Source organism: Pseudomonas fluorescens (genome assembly GCF_005938625.1).
Lineage (GTDB): Bacteria > Pseudomonadota > Gammaproteobacteria > Pseudomonadales > Pseudomonadaceae > Aquipseudomonas > Aquipseudomonas fluorescens_BD.
In genome coordinates, this window is the sequence record NZ_VCNJ01000006.1 from 88,825 (window position 1) to 104,112 (window position 15,288).

7 protein-coding genes are annotated in these 15,288 nt (G+C 59.7%); 4 read left to right on the forward strand and 3 right to left on the reverse strand.

Translation table 11 applies throughout. From position 1 onward, the window contains the following. Nucleotides 1-40: 40 nt before the first annotated feature. Genes FGA82_RS05805 through FGA82_RS05815 form a run of 3 tightly spaced genes read right to left on the reverse strand, consistent with a single transcriptional unit; the run spans nt 41 to nt 2,854 of the window. Nucleotides 41-790, reverse strand: a complete 750-nt coding sequence (locus FGA82_RS05805) for an enoyl-CoA hydratase-related protein (RefSeq protein ID WP_141126345.1) — start codon at nt 788-790, stop codon at nt 41-43. Nucleotides 791-819: 29 nt separating this feature from the next. Further along, on the reverse strand, nt 820-1,755 hold the full coding sequence (locus tag FGA82_RS05810; RefSeq protein ID WP_141126346.1) for an iron-sulfur-binding ferredoxin reductase: 936 nt from the start codon (nt 1,753-1,755) through the stop codon (nt 820-822). Next, nucleotides 1,748-2,854, reverse strand: a complete 1,107-nt coding sequence (locus FGA82_RS05815) for a GGDEF domain-containing protein (protein WP_141126347.1) — start codon at nt 2,852-2,854, stop codon at nt 1,748-1,750. The genes FGA82_RS05810 and FGA82_RS05815 overlap by 8 nt, the downstream gene beginning before the upstream one ends. A gap of 727 nt (nt 2,855-3,581) precedes the next feature. Between FGA82_RS05815 and FGA82_RS05825 the strand changes: the two genes are divergently transcribed. From FGA82_RS05825 to FGA82_RS05840, 4 genes are all read left to right on the forward strand, one after another. Beyond that, nucleotides 3,582-5,105 carry a fumarate hydratase gene (locus tag FGA82_RS05825; protein ID WP_034153454.1) on the forward strand — a complete coding sequence of 508 codons (1,524 nt, stop codon included), beginning with the start codon at nt 3,582-3,584 and terminating at the stop codon, nt 5,103-5,105. 202 nt (nt 5,106-5,307) lie between these two features. Next, entirely contained in the window at nt 5,308-9,816 is a 4,509-nt protein-coding gene (locus tag FGA82_RS05830; protein ID WP_141126349.1) for a SpvB/TcaC N-terminal domain-containing protein, read from the forward strand. Further along, nucleotides 9,813-12,578 carry an RHS repeat-associated core domain-containing protein gene (locus tag FGA82_RS05835; RefSeq protein WP_171057244.1) on the forward strand — a complete coding sequence of 922 codons (2,766 nt, stop codon included), beginning with the start codon at nt 9,813-9,815 and terminating at the stop codon, nt 12,576-12,578. Before FGA82_RS05830 ends, FGA82_RS05835 begins: the two co-directional genes overlap by 4 nt. A 27-nt stretch (nt 12,579-12,605) precedes the next feature. Beyond that, a complete protein-coding gene (locus FGA82_RS05840; protein ID WP_141126350.1) occupies nt 12,606-15,266 on the forward strand; it encodes an RHS repeat-associated core domain-containing protein in 2,661 nt (886 codons plus the stop codon). Nucleotides 15,267-15,288 lie beyond the last annotated feature (22 nt).

Genomic DNA, 15,288 nt, shown 5'->3' on the forward strand with positions numbered 1-15,288 from the left:
GAGCTTGCTCGCGAAGAGGCAGGAATAATCAGCGAAGATCTCAATGCCGTTTGATAAACCCGGTCAGCGCCGCCAATGCTTCCGGCGAACGTAGCCTCTGGGTAAACAACGCGCCCTCCTCCTCGATCACCTTGCGGATCAACTCGCGATCTGGCGCTCGCATCAACTGCTTACTGATGCGCACCGCTTCGGCCGGCAGTTCATCGAAACGCAGGGCCATTTCCCGCGCCTTGCTTAGCGCCGCATCGCCGCTGCCCAATGCCTCGGTGGCAATCCCCCACTGCGCAGCCTGTTCACCGGTAAAGCCTGCGCCCAGTAACAGAAGCTCCGCCGCTTTGGCCTGCCCGAGCAAACGCGGCAGGATCAGGCTGGAACCAAACTCCGGGCATAACCCAAGATTGACAAACGGCATGCGCAACCGCGCATCACGGCTGACGTAAACCAGATCGCAATGCAGCAACATCGTGGTGCCGATGCCCACCGCTGCGCCCGCCACAGCAGCAATCACCGGTTTGCGGCACTCCAGCAAATTGCGCATGAAATGAAACACCGGACTGTCGAGGTCGCTCGGCGGTTGCTGGATGAAGTCGGCGATGTCGTTGCCAGCGGTAAAGCACTCGGCACTGCCGGTGATCAGCACGGCGTTGATCTCGGGGTCATCGTCGGCCTGTTTCAGCGCGTCCGCGAGGCGGCTGTACATGGCGCGGGTCAGGGCGTTCTTCTTGTCCGGGCGGTTGAGTTGCAGGGTCAGCAAACCGCGCTCGCGTTCCAGCAGGATGGCTTCGGTCATGGCGTGTCTCGCGTCTGAAAGATCAGCGCTCAACCACGGCTCAAAAATACGTCGGCCAGCAGTTGGTTGCGCGGCAAGCCGGCCAGGTACAGACGCCGGGCGAAGGCGTCGACACTGGCCGTCGAGCCGCAGACTAAGGCCAGGGTTTGCCGGGAGACAAGGCGCAGTTGCGCCAAAGCGGCGGCTGACTCGGCCGCTGTCCACAGCTCGACGTTGAGGTTTGCACGCTGCGCGGCCAGCGCTGCAAGGGGTTTGGCCAGATAGTGCTGCTCTGCATCATGGGCCACGTGAATGACACGAATGGCCCCTTGGTGATCCTGGCGCAAGGCTTCGCGCAGTACGCCGAACAACGGGCCTAGACCGGTACCGGCGGCCAGCAGCCACAGCGGCCGGCTGTGCCAGTCCGGGTCGTAGTGCAAGGCGCCGCCACGCAGTTCGCCGAGACGAATCGGGTCGCCGATCTGCAATTTTCGCGCGGCATCACTGAATTCGCCGGGCTGGCGGCAATCGAGGTGGAATTCGAGAAAACGGTCTTCTTCCGGCAGGCTCGCCAGCGAATACGGCCGCGCAATGTGCTCGATCCACAACACCAGATGTTGCCCGGCGCTGTAGCGCAAGGGACGCTGCGGGGTCAGACGCAAGCGCAGCACGCTGTCGCTGAGCCAGTCCAGCGCTTCGACCACTGCCGGGCGACCGTCGGTGAGCGGGTCGAACGTATGCACCTGCAAATCTTCGATCACCTGACACTGACAGGCCAGTCGCCAGCCTTGTTGACGCTGCCCGGCGCTCAAGGCGTCCGGCCGATTGTCGGCGGGCAGACCTTGCACGCATTGCACCAGACAGGCGTGGCAACTGCCGGCGCGGCAACTGTAAGGCACCGCGACGCCATGCTGATTGAGGGCATCGAGCAGGTTGCTGCCCGGGGCCACTGACCATTGTCGTTCACCGACGCGAAGTTCAGGCATCGACGTTCTCCCACGCGGCCGCACAACGATTGCGCCCGTCACGCTTGGCCCGATACAAGGCCTGATCGGCGCGCTGCAAGGCGTCGTCGAGATCATCGCCCAACGCCAACAACGTCATGCCGGCCGACAGGCTGAGGTCGCGCACATTCAGGCCGACCAGTTCAACGCCGGTGAAGGTAATACGCAGACGCTCGCAGCACGCGGTCAGCCGTTCGGCGTCGCAATCGGGCAGCAACACGACGAATTCCTCACCACCATAACGCGCCAGTACATCGCCGTCGCGCAGGCACGCTTGAGCAACGCCGGCAAAGGCCTGCAACACCTGATCGCCCGCGGCATGCCCGTGCAGATCGTTGATGCGTTTGAAGTGGTCGAGGTCGATCAGCGCCAGGCCATGCACGACATCGTCGTCCATCGCATTCAGCTCACGCGAGGCCAGACGCAGAAAATGCCGACGATTGAACAGCCCGGTCAATTCATCGGTGGCGACCAGATCTTCCAGCTGACGCATCATTCCGCGCAGGGTGTCCTGATGCGCCTGCAAGGCAAATCGTCTTTGCCGCTGGCGTTGCCGCGACACCTGTACGAAACGCGCATACAGCACCAGCCACGCCAGCACCATCGCCAGAATGCACACCTGCAAGGCCGCGAGCGCCGGCTCGCGCAAGCGGAAGTGGTAGCCGTCCCACAGCGTAATGGCACAGAAACTGAAGAACACCAGCAGTGCGCAACGAACGAATGCCCGTCGACTGAGATGGAACAGGCCGAACAACAGGATCAGCACGTAGAACACCAGAAAGGCGCCGCGCGCTTCATCCAGATGGGCGATCAGCCAGGTTTGCCAGCCGAGACCGATCAACACCTGCGCTTCGGTCAGGCTGGGATCGGCAAAACGCACATTGCGCCCGCTCCAGAACAGCGCGAACAGCACCGACTGGCTGATCACCACCAGCGCACTGCCGATGGCCACGGAGCTCAGCGACTGGTCGTAATGACCGGTGAAAAACGCCAGCCACAGCAGCAGCAAAGCCAATCCATAGGTGGCCGCAGCAAGGGCAAAGCGTTTGAGCAAAAGACGTTGAATGGCGTTATGGGTCAATCGTTGACTCACCGTGCGATAGGAGGCTGACCGAGTGTCCTACTCTACAGACCGGCTGCCACTTTAGAGGCGTAGTCGATAAATGACCACCGATTTTCGGGCTCGAAATTTGACGTCAAAAGTGTGGCCTGCGTATACCGCCAAAAGCCCCTCACCCTAGCCCTCTCCCAGAGGGAGAGGGGACTGACCGTGTTGTTTATCCGATGTACGCCGACCTGAAATACCGAGCCGAACTCTGGTTTGAACAGCATCAACATCGCCCCCCCTTTGCTGAGTCGAGTTCAGGTTTGAACAGCATGAAGATCAGCCCCCTTCCTGAGCCGAACTCAGGTTTGAACAGCATGAACATCAGATCCCTTCCTGAGCCGGACTTGGTTTTTGAACAACATGAAGATCAGCTCCCTTTCCCCCTCGCCCCCTTGGGGGAGAGGGCTGGGGTGAGGGGGTAGCTCTTGAAGTGCAAACCCGCTGTCCGATATTCGCCCACCCATGCGACCAACGAATGACTGCCGACGCGTGTATGCCCCACCGAGGCGCGGTATACTGCCGCGCCTTTTTAGCGTCGCGCCAGCAGCCCCGGCGTGCCCGGCCCAAAGGGCCAGCTTCAAGTTGCAAGCTCCAGGCCGCAAGCTCGAACAGTCCGCGTACTGCTCCAACTTGCCGCTGAAAGCTCGAAGCTCAAAGCTGCCCTATTAAAATGTTCCCGTCTTTTAGAGGAGCGCGACTCATGACCGTGATCAAGCAAGACGACCTGATTCAGAGCGTTGCCGACGCCCTGCAGTTCATTTCCTATTACCACCCCGTGGATTTCATCCAGGCGATGCACGAAGCCTACCTGCGCGAAGAATCGCCAGCGGCCCGTGACTCGATGGCGCAGATCCTGATCAACTCGCGCATGTGCGCCACCGGCCACCGCCCGATTTGCCAGGACACCGGTATCGTCACCGTGTTCGTGCGCGTCGGCATGGACGTCCGTTGGGATGGCGCCACCATGGGCCTGGACGACATGATCAACGAAGGCGTGCGTCGCGCCTACAACCTGCCGGAAAACGTCCTGCGTGCCTCGATCCTCGCCGACCCGGCGGGCGCTCGGAAAAACACCAAGGACAACACCCCGGCCGTGATTCACTACTCCATCGTCCCGGGCAACACCGTGGAAGTGGACGTGGCGGCCAAGGGCGGCGGTTCCGAGAACAAGTCGAAAATGGCCATGCTCAACCCGTCCGACTCGATCGTTGACTGGGTACTCAAGACCGTTCCGACCATGGGCGCCGGCTGGTGCCCACCGGGCATGCTGGGTATCGGCATCGGCGGCACCGCCGAGAAAGCCGCAGTCATGGCCAAAGAAGTGTTGATGGAATCCATCGACATCCACGAACTGAAAGCCCGTGGCCCACAGAACCGCATCGAAGAGATGCGTCTGGAGCTGTTCGAGAAGGTCAACCAGTTGGGCATTGGCGCCCAGGGCCTCGGTGGCCTGACCACCGTGCTCGACGTGAAGATCATGGATTACCCGACCCACGCAGCCTCGCTGCCGGTGTGCATGATCCCGAACTGCGCCGCCACCCGTCACGCGCACTTCGTGCTCGACGGTTCCGGCCCGGCCTCGCTGGAAGCGCCACCGCTGGACGCCTACCCGGAAATCGTCTGGGAAGCCGGCCCGTCGGCCCGTCGCGTCAATCTCGACACCCTGACCCCGGAAGACGTGCAGAGCTGGAAGCCGGGCGAAACCGTCCTGCTCAACGGCAAAATGCTCACCGGTCGCGACGCCGCGCACAAGCGCATGGTCGAGATGCTCAACAAGGGTGAAACCCTGCCGGTCGACCTCAAGGGTCGCTTCATCTACTACGTTGGCCCGGTTGATCCGGTCGGTGACGAAGTGGTTGGCCCGGCTGGCCCGACCACCGCGACGCGGATGGACAAGTTCACCCGGCAGATCCTCGAGCAAACCGGCCTGTTGGGCATGATCGGCAAATCCGAGCGCGGCCCGACCGCAATCGAAGCGATCAAGGACAACAAAGCCGTGTACCTGATGGCCGTCGGCGGCGCTGCTTACCTGGTGGCGCAAGCGATCAAGAAGTCGCAAGTGCTGGCGTTTGCCGAACTGGGCATGGAAGCGATCTACGAGTTCGAAGTCAAGGACATGCCGGTCACCGTTGCGGTGGACAGCAAAGGTGAGTCGGTGCACATCACCGGGCCTGCGATCTGGCAACAGAAGATCAGCGAAAGCCTGGCGGTAGAAGTGCAATAAGCCCTTCGCCTCCATGAAAACGGCCGGTTCATCCGCAGGGATGACCCGGCCGTTTTTACATCTGCAAACCGATCGCGATAAAAAACCCGTCAATGCATAGAAAATGATCTTGCGCACCTGTCAGATCTGACAGGTTCATTTCAACGCGAATCTTGTTAGCGTCAGTCCATTCACGCCCACCCCGCGCGCAATGGATTCGACCATGCCTGATCAACCAGAGCTGAGCATCACCACCCCCTCCATCGCCAAAAGCGCATCGATCGCCACCATCGGCAAAAGCTGGGGCGCCGTGGGGCCAACTGGTGCGGCATCGTTCGGATTGCCGATTCCGACTTCCGCCGGGCGGGGCTGGGATCCGCAGTTTTCGCTGAGTTGCAGCAGTCAGAGTGGCAACGGTCCATTCGGCCTTTGCTGGGATCTGAGCGGTTTCAGTCAGATCAGCCGCCGTACCCACAAAGGCGTGCCGCGTTACACCGATCACGATGAGATCGTCGGTGTCGATGGCGAAGTGTGGATGCCGGAGCTGGATGAAAACGGCGAACTCAAATTCCGCGAAGAAAACACCTACAACGGTGTCGACATCGGCCCGCACAGGGTGGTGCGTTACTGGCCGCAAATCGAAAGTGACTTTGCCCTGCGCGAGCGTTGGCAGCCGCAGACCCGAGAAGCCGATCCAGCGGTATTCTGGCTGATACACGGCGCCGACGGCTCGCTGCACCTTTACGGCAAAACCGAGGCGACACGAATTGCCGACCCGGACGCCCCTGGACACATCGCCACCTGGCTGCCCTGCGAAAGCATGAACGCGCACGGCGAACACATCTGTTTCGAATACAAGGCCGATGATCAGGATCCCGACCCGCTGCATGACTACCGTGCCCAGCGCTACTTGCGGCGCGTTTGCTATGGCAACTTCACCGCCAGCAGCGATCTGTACAGCTGGACTACGGACAACCCCGCCGACCTGGACTGGCACTTTCACCTGCTGTTCGATTATGGCGAGCGCAGCACCTCACTGACTGACATACCGGCCTATGACGGTGAAACCCCCTGGACGATCCGACCCGACAGTTTTTTAACCCATGGCCAGGGGTTTGAGCTGGGCACTCGCAGACTCTGCCAACAAGCGTTGTTGTTTCATCACTTTCCCACGCAATCGACTGACCAACCGAAACTGGTGCGGCGCCTGCTACTGGAATATCGCCAGGCGCAGGAAGACGAACAGTGGACCTACAGCCAGATCAGCGCGGCACACTATCAGGCATTGGATGCCAGCGGCGTTGTCGAAACCATACCGCCAGTCGAGTTCCACTGCGTCCCCTTCGACATCAATAAAGCCCCGGCTCGCCTCTTTGAATTCGATGTACAGCCGGGTATCGAGGACGGTGGTTTTTATCAGTGTGTCGATCTTCACGGCGAAGGGCTGCCGGGGTTTCTCTGCCGTTATGACCAGAGCTGGTACTACCGCGAACCGTTACGCGTGACAAAGGGCAGCGATGAAATCGGCTACGGGCCATGGACGGCGCTGGACAATATCCCGGTGGCCGACCGCAACCGCCCGGCGCAGCAACTGCTAACCGATCTGACGGGTGTCGGGCGACTCGCCTGGGTCAGCGCCCGGCCGGGCGGCAGCGGTTTTCGTGAATTAACAGCGCAGCGCACATTCAAAGAGTTCGCGTACTTCTGCGCTTTCCCCCTGGAGTTTTTCAACGCGTTATCGATCCTCGGCGATCTGTGCGGTGACGGATTGAGTTCTGTGGCATTGATCGGGCCGAGTTCGGTGCGCCTTTATGCAAGCCAGCGTGAACACGGTTTTGCCGCCGGCGAAGAAGTCATTCACGAACCCGGCGACGACCATTTGCCGCTGCTCAGCGACTCCCCCACCGAACTGGTGCTGCTGGGCAATCTGCTCGGCAGCGACATGCCCGAGCTGTGCCGCATCCGTCACGACGAAATCCGCTGCTGGCCGAACCTCGGCCATGGCCGTTTTGGCAAGGGTCGCAAGATCAGTGACTTGCCATTCACCTACGAGCAATTCGATTCGTCGCGCGTGCGCCTCGCCGACCTCGACGGCTCCGGTGCAGCCGCATTGATTTATCTGAAATCCGAAGCCTTCGATATCTACCTGAACCGCGGTGGCAACGGTTTGGCGCAGACGCCAATCAGCGTGCCATGGCCCGAAGGCGTGCGCTACGACCGCTTCTGCCAGGTGAATCTTGCCGACCTGCAAGGCTTGGGCTGCGCCAGTCTGATCCTGACAGTGACGCACATGCAGCCACAGCATTGGCGCTACGATTTCGTCGCGGCCAAGCCATATCTGCTGACCAGCACGAACAACAACATGGGTTGCAGTGCCAGTGTGGTCTACCGCAGCTCGGCGCAGGAATGGCTGGATGAAAAACAGCGCTTGCTGACACTCAAGCGTCTACCGGTTTGCCACCTGCCGTTCCCGATGGCGGTGGTCAAGAAACAACAGCAACTGGATGAAATCACCGGCAACTGTCTGACTCAGACCTTCACTTGGCGCGAAGGGGTCTATGACGGTCGCGAACGGGAGTTCCGCGGCTTCGGCCTGCTGCAGCAAACCGACAGCGAGAGTGCCAGCGGTGACGACGATGTCGGGTTCAGCGAACCGGTGCGGGTGTGCACCTGGTTTCATACCGGTCAATCGATGGATCGGGCGCGCGATGACTATTTCAATCAGGACCCGCAAGCCGTGGCGCTGGGTAATACGGTGTTCAGCCGTTATCACTGCGAGGACAAATGCGATGAACCGATAGATCCTCCCGACGAGGACACCCGCTACTACATCGCGCGGGCGTTGGTCGGTGCGGTGGCACGCATCGAGACCTATGCCGATGCAGAAGTGGACGGCCCCGGCATCGCCATACCCTTTGCGGTCGAAGAGTCGCGCTATCGGGTGCGCGAGGTGTGCACCGAAGGTCGATATGCCCACGCGGTGCTGTTGCCGTTGCTGCTGGAAACGTTCAGCGGCCAGTACGACCGGTTCGTCGCCGACCCGCAATGCCAGCAGGACGTGCATTTGCAGTTTGACAACCACGGCCGGCCAACGCATTCGGTGACCGTCAGCTTCGCCCGCCAACTCACCGAAACGGATACGCCGCCGTTTGACGGTCCCGATGAACAACAATGGTGGCGCGACGCCCATGACCAGGCGCAACAATCGTTCTACCTGAGTGAAAGCCGTTCAACGCTCATCGATCTGAACAAGAGCTTGCAGCATTGGCGCCTGGGTTTGCCTTTTCTACAGAGAGGCAATGCGCTGGTCCTGGGCAAAGGCACGCTGCCCACCGGGCTGACGCGCGCGCAGGTTTGCTATGAGAGCCTCAAGGCGCATGAGGATTCGCCGCACTGGCATGCCGAGCGGGTGCTGACCACCCAGTCTGTGCAGCGTTACCTGAGTACCGATGGCAAGCTGCTGGACGCTGGCGTTGCCGGCTTCGAAGCGCTGATTGGCCCACTGGAAATGGCGCAATTGGACAAGACCGCGCTGGACGCCTACAGCGTGATATCGGATTTCGACGTGCGCAAAGAACTGGCGAACATCGGTTATACACCGATGCCTTTTCTATTCTGGCCACCGCCACCGGGAAGCACCGAGCAAGACCTGTGGTCGGCTTGTTACGGTTATGCGAACTACGCCAACCTTGACGGTTTCTACAAAGTCCTCAGTTACCACGAGACCCTCAGTCACGGCCCGACCAAGGCCGAATACGACGACTATTGGATGCTGACCACTGGCGTAGTGTTACCCGATGGCTGCACCACTTGCATTGAGTACGACTACCACGCGTTGCAACCGCTGAAAATCATCGATGCCAACATGAACATTCATCAGGCGTTATATGAGCCGTCCGGTCAGCCTCTGGCGACCAGTTTTTATGGCACCGAGAACGACAGGGAGGCGGGTTTCAAACCACTTGGCGAATACCGACCTCCCGAGGACCGGAGTCCGGCCACGGCGATTGCCAACCCGGCCGATGCCGTCCAAAAAGCCGCGAGTACCCTGCGCAAGGATCTGTTCAGCTGGATGGGGCAAGTTGCCGACGACACACACCTGCACGCATGGATTGCCCAGCGGTATGTCCTGCCCTGCCGTCATATCCGGGCCAGCGCCCGGCGGCGACTGGCACAACGCAACGGCGTCCTGACAACCGCCGAACAGGCTCTGTTCGCGGCGATCGCTACGGTGCGTCGGGAACCGGTTCACAGCGTCATTCTCAGTGCCGATCGTTACCCCGACGATGAGGTGCCGGCGCAGATTCAGATCGTCAAAGCCTGTGTCGATGGTTTCGGGCGGGCACTGCAAAGCCAGCAACTGGTCGACCCGGGCAAGGCATATGCGGTAGACGCCGACGGTTCGCTGATCGTCGAGAATGGCCAGTTCAAAGTGGTCGATGCCAACCCGCGCTGGCGCATCAGCGAGCGTGTCGAATACAACAACAAGGGTTCGCCGGTTCGTCAGTACCGGGCGTTTTTCGCCAACACCCATGGCTACATCAACGACCAGTCCCTGCGCACACTGGGCTTTTTCGATCAGGTGTTCTATGACGTCCTGGGCCGGCAGATCAAGGTGATCAATGCCAAGGGCGATTTCTCTCGCGAGATGTACCACCCTTGGTATCACGCCAGCGAAGACTTCAATGACACCGCCGAGCCGGCACCACTGGCCAAGGCACCACGGTCATGATGGCCCTGGTGCATCGGCGTACACCCGCGTTGGCGGTGAGCGATGCGCGTGGCCTGCCAGTGCGGCAGGTGGCTTACCTGCGCAGCGTGGCCGCGGACACGCCCGAATCGTTGGTGACCCGCCAAGTCCATGACCACGCCGGACGGTTGGTTGAGCAATGGGATCCGCGGCTGTCCACTCCTTGCCTGATCACGGGTTATGGTTTGAACGGTGCAGTATTGAAGTCCGACAGCGTCGACGCCGGCTGGCGCCTGAATCTGCCGGGGCTGGCCGGCGAGCCTTTGCAACGTTGGGACCAGCGCAAACACCATTGGCGCACGACGTTCGATCAGCAACTGCGGGTGGTGGCGGTCGATGAAAATGGTGAACCCGATGTTGATGTATTTATCTACGCCGACGCCTCGGCCGAGGCCGGGTACAACCAGCGCGGCCAGTTGCTGGAGCAGAAAGATCGTTCCGGTTCGCTGCTCAGCGACAGTTTTTCCCTGGCCGGCCAGGCTCTGAAAGAGACTCGAACCTTCCACGACGGTGAGCCGTTTACCAGCCACCATGTGTTCAGCCCGCTCGGCACGCTGCTGCAACAGACCGACGCCGGCGGTCATCAACGACGCTCGCGCTATGGTCTGGCCGGGCAGCCCAAACGAACTGAACTGCTGATCAGCGGCACGTCTGACTGGCAATCGGTATTGCTCGACGCGCAGTACAACGCCAACGATCAGATCATCCAGCAACTGGCCGGTAATCGTGTCCTCAGTACGTGGACGTATGACCCGGCGGACGGTCGTTTGCACACCCAGTCCAGCCACAAGGATGGCGGTGCAGTGCTGCAGGACTTCGAGTATTTCTACGATCGCGTCGGCAATATCATCCGCATCGAAGACCACGCTTTTCAGCCTCGATATTTTGCCAACCAAAGGGTCGACGGCCATCGCGATTTCACTTACGACTCGCTTTATCGACTGACCAGTGCCACAGGCTACGATGACGCGCCGCCGTCAGATATTCCCGGCCTGCCGCAACCCGGCGACCCGAACAATCAGCTCAACTACACCCAGACTTACCAGTACGACAGCGGCGGCAACTTGACCGAACTGCGCCATGTTCGCGCCAGTAACAGCTTCACCCGGAAAATGTTCATCGACCCGAAGAGCAATCGCGGGGTGCGCTGGCCATCAGACCAACCGGAACCGGGAGTCGATGCTCTGTTCGACTGCCACGGCAATCAACTGGCCGTACAACCGGGCCAACCGATGCTCTGGAACGCTCGCGATGAGCTAGAGAGCGTGACCCTGGTCCAACGCGAAACTGGCCCCAATGATGCCGAAGATTACCGTTACAGCCAGGGCATTCGTGTGTTCAAGCGCCACGAAACCTTCGCGGCCAACGCTGAGCACTTTCACCAGGTGCGCTATCTGCCGGGGCTGGAAATCCGCACCCGCGACAATGGCGAAGAACTGCACGTCATCATTCTCGGCAACGCGCGCTGCCTGCATTGGGCAGAGAACAAACCCGATGGAATCGACACCGGTCAACTGCGTTACAGCCTCGAAGATCACCTCGGTTCCTGTGTGATGGAACTCGATCAACAGGCACAACTGATCAGCGAGGAAGGTTACTACCCGTTCGGCGCCACGGCGTGGACGAGCGCACGCTCGGAGATTGAGGTCAGCTACAAGTTCATACGTTATTCGGGCAAGGAAATGGATGTCAGTGGTTTGTATTACTACGGCGCACGCTATTACGCGCCGTGGTTGCAACGCTGGGTCAGTACGGATGCCGAGCAGGCAGATGGTCTGAACCTTTACGCGTTTGTGGGCAACAACCCGATGCGCTTCGTTGATCCTGACGGGAACACGCGAGCGGAAGGTGTGATCATGTTGTATTCACAATTCATTTCAGAACTCCATGACAATACCGGACAACTCGGAGGGCAACTGACCAATATTTTTCACCCTGAAGACGTCGCACTTGATCTGCTGACAAATTTCGTCGGCGAAGTGGTGCTGGGGGTTGCCGGTTACGAGGGCGGAGGTGTGGGAGGTCAAGTATTTAATGCCCTAGCGCCCGGATTGTCTCAGGCACAGTCTTTCGTAAGCGTTTCTGGATTAGTCGGTGGCAACATCGGTGGCGATGCCGGCGGTGCACTCGCCAATCCATATGCGAACAGTACCGGGCTGAAATTCGGCGCCCTCATCCCGCAAACCTCACAGATGTCCGTCAGCGCCATTGACAAGAAACTGGGCATCGAGGATGCCGTCAAGGAAATCAAGTCCTGGAGTGACTTGAAGAGTGAACTTATCCACCCAGGGTTGAACGCGGTTCTCAATCCCTCCTTCATGATGAACAGAGTCATCGGCTCGGTGATCGGAATCATTCCCGGTGCCCTTAACATGTTTGCCCGGGCGATTGAGGTCGAGGACATCAGGAACCGGCTCGATCCAGTGAAAATAGAAAAAATCGAGAAAATGCTCAGCGACTGGAAGGCCGCGGTGGAGCAACGTTCCGCTTGGGCCGAAAACGCATTCGACGCACTCGGTACAGACGTGATTTATCCGGCCAATTTCCTGCCGAACGTCAACAATATGACCACCAAGGAAACTCTGGCTCCCATCCACCGTTCAGAATTGCGCTCAATGAACAAGGCAGTGCTAGACAACATTGCCAGGGCTCAACTCGGAATGGCCTGGTACAAGGAAATGGGCACCACCGACAACCAGTTTCAGCTGAAGCAGGCGCGTACCAACAAGAAAAAGGCCGCCTGAGATGACCGACTGCGCGGGTGAGCGGGTATGAATCAGTCAGTGCATTGGCATACGCCGACGCTGCACGTTCATGACCCCAGGGGGCTGCCCGTCAGAAACGTCGGCTATTTGTGCAAAGTGGCCAGCGCTGATGCTGAATCCCGGATCACCCGCCAAGGGCACGATGCTGTTGGTCGTTTGACCGAGCAGTGGGATCCGCGCCTGTTCAGCACCAGCCCCCAGCCCAACCTCGCTCATGTCTACAGCCTGTCGGGCCTACCGGTGAGTGTCGACAGTGTCGACGCCGGCTGGCGGCTGAGCCTGCCGGGAGAGACCGGACAGGTCGTGGAGCGCTGGGATGCGCGCGGCAACCATTGGCGAATCCTGCACGATGAACAACTGCGAATACTCAGCGAGGCCAGCGCCGATCAGAGCAGCTTCGAAACCTTCACCTACGCCGATGCCTCGGCCGACGTCGACTTTAATCTGTGCGGACAGATGACAACGCTCAAGGACCCTGCGGGGACGCTGAACCTGCAGGGTTTTTCCTTGCTCGGCCAGGTGCTTGTACAGACCCGCACCTTTGACGACAGCGAGGCCCATACCAGTCGCCAGACGTTCGGCCCGCTGAACCAGCGCCTGACGCACACCGACGCCGGCGGTCATCGCCAGGACTTCCGGTACTGCGTTGTCGGCCAGCTCACGCAGGTTGCTCTGCTGCGCCAGGGTGAAAACGTCGCAAAACCCGTTGTCGCGAGCCTGCAATACAACGCGGCCGGACAGCGGGTCGAACAGCGTGCCGGCAATCAAGTCATCAACCGTTGGCGCTATGACCCTGCCAACGACTGGCCGATCAACGCCCAGGCCGGCGTTACCGGACAAGCGCTGCTGCAGAATCTCGAATATGCCTACGACCCTGTCGGTAATGTCCTGCGCATCGACGACCACACCTTTGAACCGGTGTTTTTCGCCAACCGGCGCATCGATGGTCATCGGGCGTTCAGCTATGACTCGCTCTATCGACTGATCGCTGCCAGCGGTCATGAAGCCGCGACCGCCACTGACACGCCGGGGCGCCCTGCGCCGAGCGACCCGAATAATCTGCACAACTACACCCAGCATTACCAATACGACCGGGCCGGCAACCTCATCGAACTGGTGCATGGCCGCGAGACGACGGGGTACACCCGCCAGATGAAGGTCGCGCCTGCCAGCAATCATGCGCTGCGCTGGGAGGCCGGCGACCCGCCACCGGATTTCGCCGCCACCTTCGATGCTCATGGCAATCAGATCAAACTTCGCCACGGCCCGGAACTGCTGTGGAACGCCCGCGACCAACTGCGTCGGGTGACCTTGCTAACGCACAACAACGATCTGCCCGATGATTACGAGAGCTACCTTTATAGCCAGGGCATGCGCGTGTCCAAACGTCATGAAACCCATAACCCCGCCGCTTCGCACTTTCATCAGGTGCGCTACCTGCCAGACCTGGAAATCCGCACCCGGGACAACGGCGAAGAACTGCACGTGATCACCCTGCCCGGCAACGTCCGCTGCCTGCATTGGCGCAGCGCACCACCGGCGCAGGTCGAGAACAACCAGATGCGCTACAGCCTCGACGATCACTTGGGTTCGAGCACCGCTGAACTCGATCAGGACGCGCACGTGATCAGTCAGGAAAGCTACTATCCCTTCGGTGGCACGGCGGTCTGGCTGCCCGCTTCCAGCAGCGCAGTGGATTACAAGACTGTGCGTTATTCAGGCAAGGAAATGGATGTCAGCGGACTGTATTACTACGGCGCGCGGTATTACGCACCGTGGTTGCAGCGCTGGGTCAGCGCGGATCCGGCGGGGGATGTGGATGGGCTGAATTTATATGTGATGGTGGGGAATAATCCGCTGTTGTACATCGACCCGGATGGGCGAGCGAATAACAAGTTCACGAGTCTCATTGCCAAAATTTCAGGCTTCGCCTCTGAAACGGGTAGATTTGCCGACGAGTTTGATGATCAACAAGACCCAATGACACCAGAGCAAAGACAGAGCACTACCTACCGCGAGTATCTGAAAAAAGGAAACGGCGCTTGGGCATTTGGCCAAGGCGCAACGTTCGGTGGAGCAGCAGGAACTGGGATCGCCTACACGATTAACCAATACGTGCCTGAAGTGAGTGTCGAAATGTTAGGGGCAACCCTAGGTCCAGCTATCGGCCTGATTGCAGGAGGTGCGTTGTCCTATATTCGATACAGATTCTTCAGGAGCGATGTTCGCCTTGCGACCGCCCTGCATTTGGGAAAAGTCCGAGCCGTCACCCAGGCGCTCGCTGACATGTCTCAAGGCAAGGTGCCGGAGAGTGTCGTGAACCAACTGCCAGACATGCACGAAGCCCTTCTGAATAAAGTGAAAGAGACAGTCAGCACCTGGTCAGTGAAGAATCAATGGGACTTCATGAAAGGCCTGACAGCCGATTCGACCGCAGACGAATGGATACGAAGGTTCCTGGAAATAGAAAATCGAATTTCGGACGTAGCGATCGCCATCGACGAGGTGTCCCATCAAGCCGAGGGCATAGCGCCTGCCGCGAACGAAGCGACTCACCAGGTTACTTTGGGGCTAAATGAAGCGGGACCCGCTGCTGCGACCCCATTCGTTTCAAATCTAATGCGGCGAGATTCGCAGTCCAGAGAAATAACAGAGACATTTGTCTGACACACGGACTCGGCAACTACGA

Coding starts and splice junctions, on each gene's coding strand:
- FGA82_RS05805 (WP_141126345.1), bottom strand. CDS start 790: ATGACCGAAGCCATCCTGCTGGAACGCGAGCGCGGTTTGCTGACCCTG.
- FGA82_RS05810 (WP_141126346.1), bottom strand. CDS start 1,755: ATGCCTGAACTTCGCGTCGGTGAACGACAATGGTCAGTGGCCCCGGGC.
- FGA82_RS05825 (WP_034153454.1), top strand. CDS start 3,582: ATGACCGTGATCAAGCAAGACGACCTGATTCAGAGCGTTGCCGACGCC.
- FGA82_RS05830 (WP_141126349.1), top strand. CDS start 5,308: ATGCCTGATCAACCAGAGCTGAGCATCACCACCCCCTCCATCGCCAAA.
- FGA82_RS05835 (WP_171057244.1), top strand. CDS start 9,813: ATGATGGCCCTGGTGCATCGGCGTACACCCGCGTTGGCGGTGAGCGAT.
- FGA82_RS05840 (WP_141126350.1), top strand. CDS start 12,606: ATGAATCAGTCAGTGCATTGGCATACGCCGACGCTGCACGTTCATGAC.